This window comes from Acidovorax sp. NCPPB 3576, from assembly GCF_028473605.1.
Taxonomy (GTDB): Bacteria; Pseudomonadota; Gammaproteobacteria; order Burkholderiales; family Burkholderiaceae_C; genus Paracidovorax.
In genome coordinates, this window is sequence record NZ_CP097267.1 from 4673345 (window position 1) to 4690091 (window position 16747).

The window sequence follows — 16747 nt, forward strand, 5'->3', positions numbered from 1 at the left end:
GCGGGAGTACCAACGCCATAAGGCGAATTGATTTGCCACATAAACGATCAGATGGGTTTCGTGCTGTTTAGGCCGCCTTCCGCCGCCTCGCTGTTACGACTTCCGCGTTGGTTGGGCTTTTTCGGATTGCTCTTCATCCGAATTCATCTCAGGCATTACGCTTGATTCTTAAACATCGCGCTGTGCCAATAGCCTTGCGAGTCATTCAGCCAGTCAAACTTCTTTTTTTCTGCGAGCGCGCGTAAAGGGGCAAGTGGTATCTCATAGCGCCAAAGCAGGGCTAGCAACTCACACATTGCTTCTTTGTCAAGGGCAGAAATGCCGATATCAATCAACAAATATCGACCTACGCCCCTCACGCTGCGTATTGCAATTATTTCTTCCAGACCTTGAAAAAGGCGCCGCTCATCACCTCGTGAGTAAAAATTGCCTAAAGCTATCTGTAAAATCAAATCGCATTCCAATCACCGGCGATTGCCAAGAAAAAATTTAACGACTGTCACCTAGGCAATAGCAAGTAGCTAACGCCCTTTTCTTGAGAGCCAAACATGCCTGTAGCCGCTTTAGACCAGTGGTTTTACCAATCAATCCCTTCCTTTCTAATCAATATTTTTTCGCCGATTTTCCTCAACAGCGAGAGGTGGTATTTCGGGCTGCTGAGAAACAGGAGACTCAGTGAAAGCCCCCCAAATCCCTCCGATGATCCACACTCCAACCCACCCGATTACAAGAATCGTCATAGCCACAGCAATCAGGAAAAACCCCATGCCACCGCCGCCATAAGGTATTGCAGACCCAATAGCTGCCAACCATGCCAAAACGGTCAATGCACAGACAATCAAGAACAATAAAAAACCCATGAGCCCCTCATTTGATTAGAAAATAATTAATCATCAATTCAACTACTACTCCTCAACCTCCAAATCATTAGATTGGATTTTATCGGGAATTGATCACTCGGCATTACATTCATCCATTCAATTTAAAAACTCACGCTGCACGCAACGCATACGCCAATTCTCTCCACGCCATGGACAAAATCCATCAATTGCCAATCTAGGACGATGACAATGCCGCAGTAGCCGTCGTGCGCAAATGGCTTTCTTCTGTCACCCCTGGCCCGCTACGCCCCCAGAGCCTATGGTCTGCGTGCGATGAAGGTGCCAGCGGTATGACTCAGTGATAGCACCGTTTAGAAAATGGCTTCGCTATTGGTGAAATCACGTCTCAGCGCGAAGGGTCATTGACGTAAACGAGGCAAGAATTTGCGCTCCGAAAACTGCGGTTATTTCCACCATCTCAAGTTCACCGCGAAGCACTCTCTCAACAACTGCATGTGCGATCGTGGCTAACCGCGGCTCACAGTCGTTCTCTGCGACGCCAGTCATCAAAAAATATGCTGCATCACGAAGGGACGAGTCTTCCGTACCTTGCGTCCAATGTTTCATATTTTCAATGATATTCTGCTGCCTCAATTCGTTGACAAGAAACCTCTCAATGCCATGCAACTCTAGAAAGAACTTAGTCCCGTCAGACCTGATAATCGACAATGAAATCTCGCGACCTGTATCATCAATTTGCACTCCCAGTAATCTACTTTCTACAAAATTCATATAAAATCTTTTCTAAATCAATTGTCAGGATCAGCAATTTACCTGGGAAATGGTGAAAATGGACCGTCTGCTGGAACATTACCAGCTGGCCACGGAGAGTAGGGCCGACCAGCATGGTCATCCCTCTTTCCATCAGACCAGTCATGAATATGCGGATACTGCGCGCCTTGGTGAGGCCTGTCATAGTCTGTTTGAGGGCTACCGTCGGGACAGTAATCTCTTCCACGGTTTGGGCCTTGAACAAAGCCGCCAGGCGGACCCACATCTGGTGGATTTTTTGGGCGATTAAATATTCGATCCAAACCATAGCCCAATGCACCTAAACCCGTTCCGATAGCAATATCTGCCCCAGTGATGATTGCTGGAATGAACGGAATGGCGATTGCGAACTCGCCTGTCGGGTCGGTGTAGGAGGCCGGATTTCCTCCCACATACAAGAACCGATTCCATCCCCCCTCCAGCCCAATCGGATCGGCTTGGATGTACCGCCCTCCCTCCCGGTCGTAGTACCGATTCAGGTTGTACGCCAGTCCTGTCTCCTCATCCCACACCTGCCCCGGATACCGCAGATCGAACTTCACTGCTTCGCTGTAGTTCGTCGCGCCCTGCCCGCTCTGCGCATATCCCGTGGCCCCGGTCGTGGGGTTGGCCTCTCCGAACCCCGTGATGAGCCATTGCCACACCACCTGGCCCTGCGTGTTCGTCAGGCGCCGCGGCGTGTTCAGGTGGTCCGCGTCGATGGCATACAGCCTGCCATTGATCTGCGCCGCCACCGGCATCGGCCCGCTGGCCGTGGGCAGGTAGATGACCTCCGTGCTGTCCATCTCCCCGGCCGGCGCCGCGCTGTTGCTGCTCCTGCGGTTGCCGTACTGGCCCAGCACGGTGCTGCCGATGCCGTCTTCGGCATAGACGGTCTGCGTGGTGATGGCGGGGTTGTTCGCCCCGGACAGCCGCGCATCGCTCTTGAAGACCCGCTGGCCCAGGGCGTTGTACGTGTAGCTCACGGCCAGGGTGTTCGCCGGGTCGGCATTCAGGCCGGCCTTGGCAATGCGGCCGTCGCTGCCGTAGTGCAGATAGTTGTCGCCTTTCTTGGTGAGAGAGCCGGTGGCGTCGTGGCTGTAGGCCACGGTGCTGGTTTGCGCACTGCCGCTGGTGGGCTGGAACGTCTGCGTGTAGTTTTGCAGCCGGTTGCTGCCGCTGACCGCGATGTAGCTGCGTTTGAGCGTGGCCGTGCCCGCCGCCGTGGTGCTGCTGTAGTGGCTCTGGCTGCGGTTGCCGTTGGCGTCCCACGCATAGCCGCTGGTGTTGGCCCCGAGGGTGTCGCTCAACGCGCTGCCCGTGGGTAGCGTGAGGCCGGCCGGCGCGCTGTGGGCACTGGCGGTGAGCCGGCCCGTGGCGTCGTAGGTGTTGGCGCTGGTGATCACGGCCTGCTGCGCCCCCGTGGCGCCCCGCAGCGCGTGCCGCTGCTGCACCTGGGCCAGGCGCCCGGCGCTGTCCCAGGCGAGGTGCGGCAGCAGCCGGCTGGCGGACAACTGGCCCGCCAGGGTGTAGCTGCGCTGCTCGGTCAGGCCGAACGCCGGCCACTTCCAGCCGGTGGGCTGGCCCAGCGGGTTCCAGGTGATGGCGGTGAGCAGCGGCTGGCCGTTCCATTGCAGCCCGGTGAGCTGGCCCGTGGCGTCGTACTGGTACTGCAGCTTCTTGCCGCTCGCGTAGGTGAGCGTGGCGATCTGCCCGGCGCCTGCGCCGCTTGTCCCGCCCGGCCCTGCTGGTACATAGGCCTGGGCCAAGGTGCGGCTGTCGCCGTTGGCCAGCACCTGGGTGCGGGCGGTGACCCGGCCCAGCGGGTCGCGCTGCCAGCGCGTGGTGACGCCGGCGTCCTGGATTTCGCTCAAGGACCCGATGCTGGCCTGCGGCGTGCCGGGGGCGTTGTAGCTGGCGCCGGTGAGGTCGTACCGCCACACGCTCTGCTTGCCGTCCTTCCAGAGGATGCGGGTCAGGCGCCCCGCCGCGTCCCGCGTAAGCCCGGTGGTGCGGGCGAGCGCATCGCTCACCTGGGTGGGGCGGCCCAGGGCGTCGTACTGCACGGTCACCGCGCCGCTGTCGGCCGAGGTCTCCCGCGTGGCGTTGCCCCGGATGTCGTTGGCATACGCGGTGGCCACGCCGGCGAAGTCCTTGGCGCCCTGCACGGCGCCCAGGCCGTCGTAGGACAGCGAGGCGACCTTGCCCAGGGGGTCGGTGATTTCCGCGACGCGGCCCAGGGGGTCGGTGGCGTACCGGTAGCGCTGGCCCAGGGCGTTCTCGGCGGCGAGGCGCTCGCCGTTGGGGCCGTAGGCGTAGCGGTCCACCTGGTTGCCGGCCTTGACGGTCTCCAGCTGGTTGGCGGCGTTGATGCCCCGCTCCTGGCGCCACACGGTTTGGCCCGCGGCGTCTTTGACTTCCTGCAGGATGACGTTGTTGAACAGGTCGTACCCATAACTGCCCGAGGCGCCCCGGTTGTCCTTCCACGAGGCCAGCCGGTGCGCGCTGTCGTAGGCGTAGTCGATCTGGTAGCCGTCCGGCTGGGTCGAGCGGGACAGTTTGCCGATGGCGTTGTATTGGTAGGTCCATGCCAGCCCCAGCACCCAGGCATAGTTGAGCAGGCCCCGGGGGTCGCCATGGGCATACTCGGTGAGCAGGCCGTTGGGCAGCAGCTTGGACACCAGGCGGCCATCGCTGTAGTGGTGGCTGGTGCGCCGCCCGAACGGGTCGGTGGACTCGAACACCAAGGGCGTGTTGCTGTGGTAGGTGTACTCGCGCCGCACGCCCAGGGCATCGATTTCGGCGGTGACCTGGCCGCCCTGGTACTCCCATCGGCGGACGGCGGCCTTGGCTGCGCCGTCGGGCTGGCTGGCGTCGTACACCCGCTCGGTGAGGACGTTGCCGTCCGCGTCGTAGGTGTATTCGGTGACGCGGTTGCCATCGGTGACCTTGACGGGCAGGCGGTAGGTGGGGTGCCATTGCGTGGCGACCCGGCGCTCCTGCGCGGTGCCCTTGGCGTGGGTGGCCAGCAGGGGCAACTGGCGGTCGTTGTCCCATTCGTAGGTGGTCTGGCGGCCCAGGAAGTCCGTTTCCGCCGTGACGAGGCCGGCGGCGTTCTGCACCCGGCGGTTGACCGGGCGGTAGGCCAGCCCCGGCGCCGACGAGGCACTGGTGACGGCCAGCGCCTTGTTCTGCACGGTGTAGCCGTACCGGCGGCTCTGGCCGAGCGGGTCCTTCACGCCGACCTGGCCCGAGGCGATGTCGGTGTAGTCGAACTGGTGCGCCAGGGCGTCGCCCGCATGCGCGGCCTTGAGCGTGCGGCCCAGCGCGTCGTAGCTGAACTGGGCGAAGCGGCTGCCGTTCTCATCGACGAGGGCGGTCAGCAGGAACGGGTTGCCGGTGTCTTCGTACAGGTAGGTCTTCTGGTACGTGTCCTGCAGGCGGGACGACACCAGCCGGTCGCCCACGCCGTCCTGGTGCCCCAAAAAACCCAGGGCCTGCAATGCGATGCAGGCTGCCCACACGACCCTCATGTTGCCCTCCCGTTTGATGTGGGGCCTGATATGAGGTCAAACAGGCCCCACGCCCTAGTAAATTATGCCGTTAATGCTATTTAATTAGTCCGCCCTGAACAATTCTGCTTTCAGCATCAGACGGGTCGGCGGTCATCAGGTGCTGCGACCAGTGCAGAGATGACTGCCTGCATGGACAGCCCGAATCGGACGCAATAAAGCCGCAGCGCGGCCAGGATCAGGCGCAGGTTGTGCCCGGCGCCGCACATCACCGCATGCAGCGCATCGCCCAGCGCACCCTTGAGCGGATTGCGACCCAGCCTGCCGTCCATCTTCATGTGGCCTATCGCTGGCTCGATGGCGCTTCTTCGCTTGATCATGGCCTTGAGCGTCCTCGTGATGCCCCGCTTCTGGCCCGAGCGCAGGATGCGCACGCCTTCGATCTCCACACCCCGGTAGCCCTTGTCCACGATGGCCGTGGCGGGCGGCCTGTCCGTGCCTGTGAGGATGCCCACCTGCTCCAGCGTCTGGGCCAACGTGTGGCCGTCGTAGGGGTTGCCCGGCATGGAGCGCATGCCCACCACCAGGCCTTCCTTGAGCGTGGTGGCGATGCTGACCTTCACGCCGAACTCGTAGGGTGTCCTGGCTTTGCCCTTGCTGATGCACTCCACCTCGGGCGCGTGCAGGGCGTACAGCTTGCTCTTGTCCTTGGGTGCCTGGGTCAGGATGCGACCTGTGCGCTGCAGCAGGTCCAGGACCTTGGCTTTGGCCGCTTCGGGCAGCACGTGCAGTTGGCGCTGCACCTCGCGGTGCACCCGCCCGACACGAGTGCGCAGCGTGCGCACGGCCTTCTTCATGCGCTTGAATTGCCTGGCGTGCGCGTAGCGCCCGATCTGCACGGCCAACCGAGGGGCCACCCGGTTGTAGTTCTGGCGCAGCCGCAGTCCGTTGTCCTCGGCCGCCTTGACCAAGTGCTGGCGACTCTTGTCCAGCAAGCGGCTGTCGGTGGGGTGCGCAATGGCCTTGGGCATCACCGTGGTGTCCACGATCACCTGCTGCGTACTGGCCTTCTGGATCACGCCGCCCTGGCGGGCAGCGTCGATGCTGGCGGCCAGCAGCGTCTCCACGCCTTCTTCGCCGATGCGCTTTCTCCAGCGCGTCAGGCTCGACGGATCGATGGGCGCCTCGGTCTGCAGGTAGGTCTCGCCGCAGAAGAACTGCCAGTACGGGTTCTCCACCCACGTATTGACCACGGCTTCGTCGGAGGCGTCGAACGTGTGCTGCAGGTACAGCAGGCCGGCGACCAAGCGCGGCGGCAAGGCCGGCCGGCCACGCACAGAAGTGAACGACACCGCGAACGTGCGCTCGATCTCGGCCCAGTCGATCAGCGCCGCCAGTCGGACCAGCGGGTGCTGCATGTTGATCAACTCGTCGAGCCGGGAGATGAACAACTCGCCGCTCTGCGGCTGTGAAGGCTTCGGACCCATCGAACTCCTCGGGGCGATTTGCAAGAAAACAGGTACTGGAACAACCATACCTTGCAAATCCTGCGTCCATCAAACCGAAGAACTGCAAGCCAGATCAACAGCTTGGGAATTGTTCAGGACGGACTAATTAATAGCAAACAGGACTGCTTGGCGGACACTTGCCTGCTGCGGGCAGGCATGGGATTCCAGAGACTGCGGCGTCGCCCCCTGACCGCAAGAATTGGGGGCGACAGCCGCCGCCCCTTAATGCAAACTTGCTGGTCTTGGGAACTCTGCAAGATGGACTATTCCTAAATATTCAAAGATATTTAATTCACGACACAAGTGCTATTTTGATCGTTTACCGACAACTTTAAATAAACGTGTATCCAGCACCTCCGTATTATTTCCACCATTTATATATAAAGGTGTAAAAACACGCACCACCGTAGTCTCTGGCACTACCCCCGCAGCGTTTAGCCTTACCGCTGCCCCATTGCTCACTGTAACTGGGGCGCAATCGGCAATCACCACGCCCTCTGCAGATTGAACTATCAGGCTGATTTGCCCAGCATTTTGAAGCCCTTGAACTCTCACATCTATTTGAAAATTAATCTCATCTCCTGCCACCAATGGAATGTCACCTGATGGAGATGTTTGCTGGATGGATACAGTCGGTTTTACTTCCTCCTTACCTTTGCAACCTGCAACAATCAATAAGACGGTCGAAACCCCCGCCACCCCATTTATAAGAAAATATCTTTTGGTATTCATTCACACACCCAGTCACAAGCTTGTTTAACTGCTTTTCCAGCGCCATATTTCTCTAATGGCCCGATACGACACATATCGCCCACCCCACCAGTGACAGATGAGATGGCTTTGCCACAAGACCATTTGCAAACACGATGGTTAAGGTCTTTCGATATCTGCTCCGTAGTGCGTCGTTCACTAGGCGCAGGCAATAGACCTGCCGCACATTCTGGAGTGGCGCAGTTCGAATTGGGTGCATTAGGTTGTAACCATTCTGGCCAATTCGGCCTACGGGGAGGAGGTGCAATTTGTAGCCCTTCAGGGTCTATAAAACTAAGTGGATTTCCCCCCACATACAAGAACCGGTTCCACCCCCCATCCAACCCAATCGGATCCGCCTGGATGTACCGACCGCCCTCCCGGTCGTAGTACCGATTCAGGTTGTACGCCAGTTGGGTCTCCTCATCCCACACCTGCCCCGGATACCGCAGGTCGAACTTGATGGCTTCGCTGTAGTTGGCGCTGCCTTGCCCACTCTGCGCGTAGCCCGTGGCGCCGGTCGTCGGGTTAGCCTCTCCGAACCCCGTGATGAGCCATTGCCACACCACCTGGCCCTGCGTGTTGGTCAGGCGCCGGGGCGTGTTCAGATGGTCCGCATCGATGGCATACAGCCTGCCGTTGATCTGCGCCGCCACCGGCATCGGCCCGCTGGCCGTGGGCAGGTAGATGACCTCCGTGCTGTCCATCTCGCCGGCCGGCGCGGCGCTGTTGCTGCTCCTGCGGTTGCCGTACTGGCCCAGCACGGTGCTGCCGATGCCGTCTTCGGCATAGACGGTCTGCGTGGTGATGGCCGGGTTGTTCGCCCCGGACAGCCGCGCGTCGCTCTTGAACACCCGCTGGCCCAAGGCGTTGTACGTGTAGCTCACGGCCAGGGTGTTCGCCGGGTCGGCGTTGGGCCCCGCCTTGGCGATGCGGCCATCCACGCCGTAGTGCAGGTAGCTGTCGCCCTTTCTCGTGATCGAGCCCGTGGCGTCGTAAGCGTAAGCCACGATGCTGGTTTGCGCACTGCCGCCGGCGGGCTGGAACGTCTGCGTGTAGTTCTGCAGCCGGTTGCTGCCGCTGACGGCGACGTAATTGCGCTTGAGCGTGGCCGTGCCCGCCGCTGTGGTGCTGCTGTAGTGGCTCTGGCTTCGGTTGCCGTTGGCGTCCCACGCGTAGCCGCTGGTGTTGGCCCCGAGGGTGTCGCTCAACGCTGCGCCGCTCGCCAGTACCAGGGTGCCCGGCGCGCTGTGGGCGCTGGCGGTGAGCCGGCCCGTGGCGTCGTAGGTGTGGGCGGTGGTGATCACGGCCTGCTGCGCCCCTGTCGCGCCCCGCAGGGCGTGCCGCTGCTGCACCTGGGCCAGGCGCCCGGCGCTGTCCCAGGCGAGGTGCGGCAGCAGCCGGCTGGCGGCCAACTGGCCCGCCAGGGTGTAGCTGCGCTGCTCGGTCAGGCCGGGCGCGGGCCCGAACGCCGGCCACTTCCAGCCGGTGGGCTGGCCCAGCGGGTTCCAGGTGATGGCGGTGAGCAGCGGCTGGCCGTTCCATTGCAGCCCGGTGAGCTGGCCCGTGGCGTCGTACTGGTACTGCAGCTTCTTGCCGCTCGCGTAGGTGAGCGTGGCGATCTGCCCGGCGCCTGCGCCGCTTGTCCCGCCCGGCCCTGCTGGTACATAGGCCTGGGCCAAGGTGCGGCTGTCGCCGTTGGCCAGCACCTGGGTGCGGGCGGTGACCCGGCCCAGCGGGTCGCGCTGCCAGCGCGTGGTGACGCCGGCGTCCTGGATTTCGCTCAAGGACCCGATGCTGGCCTGCGGCGTGCCGGGGGCGTTGTAGCTGGCGCCGGTGAGGTCGTACCGCCACACGCTCTGCTTGCCGTCCTTCCAGAGGATGCGGGTCAGGCGCCCCGCCGCGTCCCGCGTAAGCCCGGTGGTGCGGGCGAGCGCATCGCTCACCTGGGTGGGGCGGCCCAGGGCGTCGTACTGCACGGTCACCGCGCCGCTGTCGGCCGAGGTCTCCCGCGTGGCGTTGCCCCGGATGTCGTTGGCATACGCGGTGGCCACGCCGGCGAAGTCCTTGGCGCCCTGCACGGCGCCCAGGCCGTCGTAGGACAGCGAGGCGACCTTGCCCAGGGGGTCGGTGATTTCCGCGACGCGGCCCAGGGGGTCGGTGGCGTACCGGTAGCGCTGGCCCAGGGCGTTCTCGGCGGCGAGGCGCTCGCCGTTGGGGCCGTAGGCGTAGCGGTCCACCTGGTTGCCGGCCTTGACGGTCTCCAGCTGGTTGGCGGCGTTGATGCCCCGCTCCTGGCGCCACACGGTTTGGCCCGCGGCGTCTTTGACTTCCTGCAGGATGACGTTGTTGAACAGGTCGTACCCATAACTGCCCGAGGCGCCCCGGTTGTCCTTCCACGAGGCCAGCCGGTGCGCGCTGTCGTAGGCGTAGTCGATCTGGTAGCCGTCCGGCTGGGTCGAGCGGGACAGTTTGCCGATGGCGTTGTATTGGTAGGTCCATGCCAGCCCCAGCACCCAGGCATAGTTGAGCAGGCCCCGGGGGTCGCCATGGGCATACTCGGTGAGCAGGCCGTTGGGCAGCAGCTTGGACACCAGGCGGCCATCGCTGTAGTGGTGGCTGGTGCGCCGCCCGAACGGGTCGGTGGACTCGAACACCAAGGGCGTGTTGCTGTGGTAGGTGTACTCGCGCCGCACGCCCAGGGCATCGATTTCGGCGGTGACCTGGCCGCCCTGGTACTCCCATCGGCGGACGGCGGCCTTGGCTGCGCCGTCGGGCTGGCTGGCGTCGTACACCCGCTCGGTGAGGACGTTGCCGTCCGCGTCGTAGGTGTATTCGGTGACGCGGTTGCCATCGGTGACCTTGACGGGCAGGCGGTAGGTGGGGTGCCATTGCGTGGCGACCCGGCGCTCCTGCGCGGTGCCCTTGGCGTGGGTGGCCAGCAGGGGCAACTGGCGGTCGTTGTCCCATTCGTAGGTGGTCTGGCGGCCCAGGAAGTCCGTTTCCGCCGTGACGAGGCCGGCGGCGTTCTGCACCCGGCGGTTGACCGGGCGGTAGGCCAGCCCCGGCGCCGACGAGGCACTGGTGACGGCCAGCGCCTTGTTCTGCACGGTGTAGCCGTACCGGCGGCTCTGCCCGAGCGGGTCCTTCACGCCGACCTGGCCCGAGGCGATGTCGGTGTAGTCGAACTGGTGCGCCAGGGCGTCGCCCGCATGCGCGGCCCGGAGCGTGCGGCCCAGCGCGTCGTAGCTGAACTGGGCGAAGCGGCTGCCGTTCTCATCGACGAGGGCGGTCAGCAGGAACGGGTTGCCGGTGTCTTCGTACAGGTAGGTCTTCTGGAACGTGTCCTGCAGGCGGGACGACACCAGCCGGTCGCCCACGCCGTCCTGGTAGCTGTACCGGTAGGTGGTGGTTTTGTAGTCCGGCGTGATGATCTTCTCGATCAGCCGCTCGCCCCAGACGAGGGTGAGGGTCTGGCCGAAGGCGTTGGTGATGCTGGTCAGGCGCCCGTAGGTGTAGCCGTAGGTGGTGACCCAGCCGTTGCGCGCCCTGCGGCTCAGGAGCTTGCCGGCGCTGTCGAAGGTGAGCACGGAGTCGTCGCTGGCGTTCCGAAAGCGCCACAGGCCATCGGCCTGGGACAGCGTGTCGCTGCGCTGATCGCCCACCCAGTCCTGCTGGGCGCCCGTGCGCTGAAAGCCCCGCTCTTCGCCATTGCCGAAGAGGACGGTCGCAACGCCCTCGGACACCCGCAGGCTGATGGCGTGGTTGTGCCCCCACTGGCGGCCGAAGCCCCGGCTGGTGCGGGCGGAGTCCAGCGCCCAGTGGCTGCGGTAGATGCGCACGAAGTCCAGGCTGCCGCCCCACGGGTCCTGGTGGTCCACGATCTCCTGGAAGTTCTCGCCGGTGGCGGGAATGACGGGGTCGCCCACGCACATGCCGTCCTGCCCGCCCGGGAACACGGAGACCCCCCGGTAGCCGTCACCGGGCGGCGGTACCGGGGGCGGCGGCAGGGGCGGCGGGGGTGGGGGAGGAGGTGGCGGCGGTGGGGGTGGCGGCGGGGGCGGTGGTGGCGGATCGGGGTCGATCAGCTGCTTGGGGCCGCACCAGCCGCTGGTTTCCGAATCGCGGACATCCCCGCGTTCCGCATTCAGGCAGACACAGGAGAACTGGTCGGTGGCGTAATCGTATTTACCCCGGCTTTGGGTCCAGCCCGCCGGGTTGTAGAGGTATTCGGGGTGCTCGTTGGTGGGCCGGTTGCAGATGGGCGCGATGCTGTCGCCCAGTCCATCCGAACCCTCGCACGGGGTGCCCAGCGAAGGCAGCAGCTGGCACCGGTTGCGCCCCCAAATGGACTGCGCGCAGAACCGATGCGGCCCATCGGGCAACGCACCGCACACGCCTGCCACCGTGCCGGACAGCACCGTGTAGCGCATGTCGGGCCCTCCCGTGGACTCGATTCCATACCCAAACGGCTTGCTTCTGTCGATCCCCCCTGCCTCCGCCACGCCCCAATAACCCATGGCCTGCAATGCGATGCAGGCGGCCCATACGACCCTCATGAATCCCCCTCCCGTTTGATATTGAGTTACGCATTTTATCGACTATGCAGAAACTCGATCATCGAGATACAGGGAGTTACATCACCCGAGCCCTGCCTTGAAAATGCGCAAGGCCTTTTTTTTCACGCCTTCAGATAATCCGACTTCCCCCCCAGCCACCGCATCACATGCCGCTCGGCCAGGGCAGGAAACCGGTCCAGCATGTGCGGCGCCAGCTCCCTCGCCCACTCCAGCAGCACGGTGTCGGTGGCCAGGTCGGCAAAGCGCAGCAGCGGCGCGCCGGACTGGCGGGCGCCCAGGAATTCGCCCGGGCCGCGGATGTCCAGGTCGCGCCGGGCGATCTCGAAGCCGTCGTTGGTCTCGGCCATGGCCTTGAGGCGTTCGCGGGCGGTCTCGCCCAGGCGGCCGCTGTCGTTGGTGGAATACAGCAGCACGCAGGCCGAGGCTGCCGCGCCCCGCCCCACGCGCCCGCGCAACTGGTGCAGTTGCGACAGGCCGAACCGCTCGGAATGCTCGATGACCATGAGCGAGGCATTGGGCACGTCCACGCCCACCTCGATCACGGTGGTGCTGACCAGCACGCCCATGGCGCCGCTGGTGAAGAGCGCCATGACGGCCTTCTTCTCGGCGCTGGGCATGCGCGAGTGCAGCAGGCCCACCTGAACGGGCGGCTGGCCTGCCGCAACGCCGCCCTGCAGGGCCTCGCTCAGCTCGGCATGGGTGGCGGTGGCGTTGGACAGGTCCAGCGCCTCGCTTTCCTCGATCAGCGGGCACACCCAGTACACCTGCCGGCCCGAGGCGACCTGGGCGGCGATGCGCTCGATGACCTCGTCCTTGCGGCTGTCGGCGATGAGCTTGGTGACGATGGGGGTGCGCCCGGGGGGCAGCTCGTCGATGGTGGAGACGTCCAGGTCGGCGTAGTAGCTCATGGCCAGGGTGCGCGGGATGGGCGTGGCGCTCATCATGAGCATGTGCGGCTCCATGCCCTGCCCTTCGAGCTTTTGCCGCAGCGCCAGGCGCTGCGCCACGCCGAAGCGGTGCTGCTCGTCGATCACGGCCAGGGCCAGGCACCGAAAGCGCACTTGGTCCTGGATCACCGCATGGGTGCCCACCACCAGCGCGGCCTCGCCGCTTTCCACCAGGGCCAGCATGGCGGCGCGCTCTTTCTTCTTTTGCCCGCCGACGAGCCAGGCCACGCGTTGGCCGCGCACGGCCAGCAGCGGCTCCAGCCAGCCGACGAGCTTGGCGAAATGCTGCTCGGCCAGGATTTCGGTGGGCGCCATCAGCGCGCACTGCCAGCCCGCGTCGATGCACACGGCGGCGGCCAGGGCCGCCACCACGGTCTTGCCCGAGCCCACGTCGCCCTGCAGCAGGCGGTGCATGGGCACGGGGCGGCCCAGGTCGCGGGCGATTTCTTCGCCCACGCGGCGCTGGGCGCCCGTGAGGCCGAAGGGCAGCACGGCCAGCAGCTGCTCGGCCAGCGTGAGGCCACCTTCACCGGGCGGCGGCGCCTGCAGCACCGGCGCGCGCAGCCGGGCCCGTTCGCGCTTGGATTGCTGCTGGGACAGTTGCTGGGCCAGCAACTCCTCGGCCTTGAGCCGCTGCCAGGCCGGATGGCTGTGGTCCTCCAGGGTGGCGATGGCCACGTCGGGCGCCGGGTGGTGCAAAAAAGTGAGCGCCTGCCGCAGATTCCACCCCGGCGCCGGGCCGTTTTGGCTGTAAACGCGGCCCACCGGCGGCTCCACGCCGGGCGGCAGCGTCTCGGACAGCTCCACGCGCTGCAGGGCGCTCACGATGGCGCGGCGCAGGTAGGCCTGGGGCAGTTGCGCGACGGTCGGATAGACGGGGGTGAGCGCGGCCGGCAGGTCGCCGGTGGCCGTGCGAAAGGCCGGGTGCAGCATCTGCCGGCCCCAGAAGCCGCCCTTGACCTCGCCCCGGATGCGCAGGCGCGCGCCCACGGCCAGGGTTTTCTGGTGCGAGGGGTAGAAGCTGAAGAACCGCAGCTCGCAGGTGCCCGTGCCGTCGTCCACCTGCACCAGCAGCTGGCGGCGGGGGCGCAGCTGCACCTCGCTGGAGACGACGGTGGCCTCGATCTGCACGGTGTCGCCGTCCCGGGCGTTGCGCAGGGGGGTGATGCGGGTTTCGTCCTCGTAGCGCAGGGGCAGGTGCAGGGCCAGGTCGATGTCGCGCACCAGCCCCAGCTTGTGCAGGGCCTTCTGCGCAGGGCTGGGGGCGTGCAGCCCCCCCGGGGGGGCTGCACGCCCGGGCGCGGCCACGGAACCGGCGGCGGCAGTGGTGGCGGCGCTACGGTCGGGCATGGGAAGGGGGAGCGGGCGCAGGCAAAGCGCAATAAGGGGGAACCGGCATGGGCAGAAAAGGCTAACATGCCAGCGCCGTCGTTCGGCGGTTTTTGCGGACGCCCGGCGTTACCCATCCGTCCCATGCTCAAGCGAATCAGCGTCCAACATCTTGCCCTGGGCATGTACCTGCACCAGTTCTGCGGCTCGTGGATGGACCATCCGTTCTGGCGCACCGGCTTCGTGCTGCAGGACCCGGCGGACCTGGCCCGCATCCACGAGACCACCATCGCCGAGGTGTGGATCGATGTCTCCAAGGGCCTGGACGTGGCCTCCGATGTGGCCACCACCTCGCCCGAGGAGGCCGAGGCCCGCCTCGACACCGATTTCAGCCAGTTGCAGGAGATGCCGGACCTGAAGATTCCGCCCGCGCCGGCAACTGCCCCGTCCCAGCGCGTGCGCTCGCTGGCCCCCACCAGCATGGCCGAGGAGCTGGGCCATGCGGCATCGATCTGCAACCATGCCCGCCAAGCCGTGTCCTCGATGTTCCATGAGGCCCGCATGGGCCGCGCGGTGGACTCCAGCGATGCGCGCAGCCTGGTGCAGGAGATTTCGGATTCGATCACGCGCCACCCGTCCGCGCTCATCAGCCTGGCGCGGCTCAAGACGGCGGACGACTACACCTACATGCATTCGGTGGCGGTGTGCGCGCTCATGGTGGCCCTGGGGCGCCAGATCGGCCTGGACACCGCGCGCATCCGCACCTCGGGCCTGGCCGGGCTGATGCACGACATCGGCAAGGCGGCGATCCCGCTGGCGGTGCTGAACAAGCCCGGCAAGCTCACCGACGAGGAGTTCGACATCGTGCGCGGCCATTCCGAGCACGGCTACCGCATGCTGCTGGAGTGCGGCGGCGGCGTGGAGGACGAGGTGCTGGACGCCTGCCTGCACCACCACGAGAAAATGGACGGCTCAGGCTACCCGCACCGCCTGCCGGCCGAGCAGATCAGCCTGACCGCGCGCATGGCTTCGATCTGCGACGTGTACGACGCCGTCACCTCCGACCGGCCCTACAAGCGCGGCTGGGACCCGGCCGAATCGCTGCGGCGCATGGCCGAGTGGACCAACGGGCACTTCGACCCCCGCCTGTTCCAGGCCTTCGTGAAGAGCATCGGCATCTACCCCGTGGGCTCGCTCGTGCGGCTGACCTCGGGGCGCATCGGCGTGGTGATGGAGCAGGCCGCCTCGCTGGTGTCGCCGCGCGTGAAGGTGTTCTTCTCCACCAAGTCCGACCTGCGCATTCCGCCCGAGATCATCGACCTGGCCCAGCCCGGCTGCCCGGAGAAGATCGTTGCCCGCGAAGACCCGGACAAATGGCGCTTTCCGGACCTGAACGAGCTGTGGACCGGCATGCCGTCGGTGCCGCGCTGACGCCCCGGCCCTGACGCGCCACCGGCCGCCCGCATGCCCCCGCCGCGCGCCAGCAACGATCCCGCGGGTGCCGTGCGCACCTATGCGATGGTGGAGCGCTCCAGCCACCTGGACTTCGACATCCGCGACCAGAGCGGGCGTGCGCCGCTCACGCAGCCCCACAAGCACGAGTATTTCCAGATCCAGGTGAACCTGGCGGGCAGCACGCAGCACCACATCGGCGGCGTGGCCCGGCCGTTCACCGCGCGCACCCTGAGTTTCGTGCTGCCGCACCGCATGCACCTGGTGCCGCATCCGCCGGGCACGCGCTGGCTGGTGGTGAACTTCAGCCAGCGCTTCCTGTGGCCCGGGCTGACCGTGGACCCGCTCGACCTGGAAGACGTGCCGCTGGCCCTGGCGCCGGAACTGGCGCCGTTCCAGTTCCAGGAGCACCTGGACTTCACGTTCGACGAAGACGGCTTTCAAGACGTGCAGGCGCTGCTGGGCAGCCTGCAGCGCGAGAACGCGGCGCGGCGCCTGGCCTCCCTGGCGTGCATCCGCGGCTGCCTGCTGCAGCTGCTGGCGCTGACCTGCCAGCGCTGGGAAGGCGAGTTGCGCGCGCTGGCCGCGGCCCAGGCGCAGCGCGGCAGCCGCCGCGCGGCCATGGCCCGGCTGCTGCGCTACCTGCGCGGCGAACTGGCCGGCGACCCCACGCTGGCCGACGCGGCGGAGGCCGCCTGCCTGTCGCCCAACTACCTGGCCCACCTCATCAAAAAGGAAACCGGCAAGACCTTCACCGAGCTGCTGACCGAACGCCGGCTGGCCCTGGCGCAGGAACTGCTGCTGGCCACGGGCGACCGCATCGGCGAGATCGCGCGGCGCTGCGGCTTTGCCGACGAAGCGTATTTCGCCCGGCGCTTTCGGCAGTGGCACGGCCTGAGCCCCAGCGCCTGGCGCGCGCAGCGGCTGCGCGAACTGCAGGGCACGGCCGTGGCGGTGCCCGGTTCCGTCCAAGTGTTGCGCTGAATCGTCCGGGTGCGCCGCGGCGGCGAACCTTAAGCTTTCCGTTGACCAAAACAA

At 65.3% G+C, this 16747-nt stretch carries 10 protein-coding genes; 2 read left to right on the forward strand and 8 right to left on the reverse strand.

The window, feature by feature from the left end; translation table 11 throughout:
* Positions 1-155: 155 nt before the first annotated feature.
* From M5C98_RS21300 to recG, 8 genes are all read right to left on the reverse strand, one after another.
* The gene (locus M5C98_RS21300; RefSeq protein WP_272549431.1) at positions 156-452 is read right to left on the reverse strand and encodes a hypothetical protein; all 297 of its coding nucleotides are present in this window, start codon (positions 450-452) and stop codon (positions 156-158) included.
* A 147-nt stretch (positions 453-599) separates the two neighbouring features.
* On the reverse strand, positions 600-860 hold the full coding sequence (locus M5C98_RS21305) for a hypothetical protein (RefSeq protein ID WP_272549432.1): 261 nt from the start codon (positions 858-860) through the stop codon (positions 600-602).
* A 360-nt stretch (positions 861-1220) separates the two neighbouring features.
* On the reverse strand, positions 1221-1613 hold the full coding sequence (locus M5C98_RS21310) for a hypothetical protein (protein ID WP_272549433.1): 393 nt from the start codon (positions 1611-1613) through the stop codon (positions 1221-1223).
* Between the two features lie 38 nt (positions 1614-1651).
* Positions 1652-5164: an RHS repeat-associated core domain-containing protein gene (locus M5C98_RS21315; RefSeq protein ID WP_272549434.1), complete on the reverse strand. Its 3513-nt coding sequence runs from the start codon at positions 5162-5164 to the stop codon at positions 1652-1654.
* 116 nt (positions 5165-5280) lie between these two features.
* Positions 5281-6630 (reverse strand): IS5 family transposase, encoded by a 1350-nt coding sequence (locus tag M5C98_RS21320; RefSeq protein ID WP_272547823.1) that lies wholly within the window; start codon positions 6628-6630, stop codon positions 5281-5283.
* A 327-nt stretch (positions 6631-6957) separates the two neighbouring features.
* Positions 6958-7383, reverse strand: coding sequence for a hypothetical protein (locus tag M5C98_RS21325; protein ID WP_272549435.1), 426 nt, complete (start codon positions 7381-7383; stop codon positions 6958-6960).
* Positions 7380-11960 carry an RHS repeat-associated core domain-containing protein gene (locus M5C98_RS21330; RefSeq protein ID WP_272549436.1) on the reverse strand — a complete coding sequence of 1527 codons (4581 nt, stop codon included), beginning with the start codon at positions 11958-11960 and terminating at the stop codon, positions 7380-7382. Before M5C98_RS21330 ends, M5C98_RS21325 begins: the two co-directional genes overlap by 4 nt.
* 122 nt (positions 11961-12082) lie before the next feature.
* Positions 12083-14278, reverse strand: coding sequence for an ATP-dependent DNA helicase RecG (gene recG / locus M5C98_RS21335; RefSeq protein WP_272549437.1), 2196 nt, complete (start codon positions 14276-14278; stop codon positions 12083-12085).
* A 123-nt stretch (positions 14279-14401) separates the two neighbouring features.
* On the opposite strand from recG, the gene M5C98_RS21340 reads away from it, so the two are divergent.
* Entirely contained in the window at positions 14402-15688 is a 1287-nt protein-coding gene (locus tag M5C98_RS21340; protein ID WP_272549438.1) for an HD-GYP domain-containing protein, read from the forward strand.
* 33 nt (positions 15689-15721) lie between these two features.
* Positions 15722-16693, forward strand: coding sequence for an AraC family transcriptional regulator (locus tag M5C98_RS21345; RefSeq protein WP_272549439.1), 972 nt, complete (start codon positions 15722-15724; stop codon positions 16691-16693).
* Positions 16694-16747 lie beyond the last annotated feature (54 nt).